Source organism: Helicobacter monodelphidis (assembly GCF_003288845.1).
GTDB lineage: Bacteria > Campylobacterota > Campylobacteria > Campylobacterales > Helicobacteraceae > NHYN01.
Genome location: NZ_NHYN01000077.1, coordinates 1 through 754, shown reverse-complemented (window position 1 = coordinate 754; position 754 = coordinate 1). Strand labels below are relative to the sequence as shown.

The 754-nt window shown below is 34.6% G+C and carries 1 protein-coding gene; it reads left to right on the top strand.

Annotation, left to right across the window (positions count from 1 at the left end; genetic code table 11):
• Window positions 1-151 precede the first annotated feature (151 nt).
• Window positions 152-754, top strand: a 603-nt coding sequence (locus CCZ01_RS10905; RefSeq protein WP_258437185.1) for a hypothetical protein, incomplete at its 3' end; no start/stop codon positions are given.

Genomic DNA, 754 nt, shown 5'->3' with positions numbered 1-754 from the left:
CAATCCACAGAAGATCCAATCCTACAAAGAGCCTTAGAACTCCAAACAAAACAGCAAAAAGGAGAGCTAGAAAACTTCTTTACACATCAAGAAGGCAATCAAGGTCATTCTATCAAAAGATATAGACAATCCAACAACAAGGAGGCACAAGATGAAAAATGAACAAAGAGGTATCTACAATGTAACTTTCAATGAAAAGAAAGCTACACCTATAAAAACAGATATAGAGCTTGTAGAGGAAGCTATTATTGAACAAGTAGTGATGTATGTGAAGGGGTATCATCTTAAACGAAGAGACAAAGGAGCTGGAGCAGAACATATCAAACTACATTTAGGTGATAAATCTGATGGTGCTATTACTATTGAAGAGCTTGTAAATCTAGGCAATTCTTTGAGGGAATACACAAAGAAGTTTAAAGAACCATTTATTGATAAAAATGGATCAAAAATCTATGAATGGGAAAATGACGAGGGGGTAAGGTTTAGAGTGGTTGCAGGTAAAAGAAAGTTATTAGATAGGCAGGGGCACACATCTACCACCTTCCACCAATCTAACAACCAAATTATAACATTTTATTCTGATAGAAACTTAAATACAAGAATGGTTTTTAAGAATCCTCAAGTCGATTCTTATTACACACAAACACCACAATCCACAGAAGATTCAATATTGCAAAGAGCTTTAGAACTCCAAACAAAACAACAAAGAGGAGAGCTAGAAAACTTCTTTACACATCAAGAAGAAAACACAAAT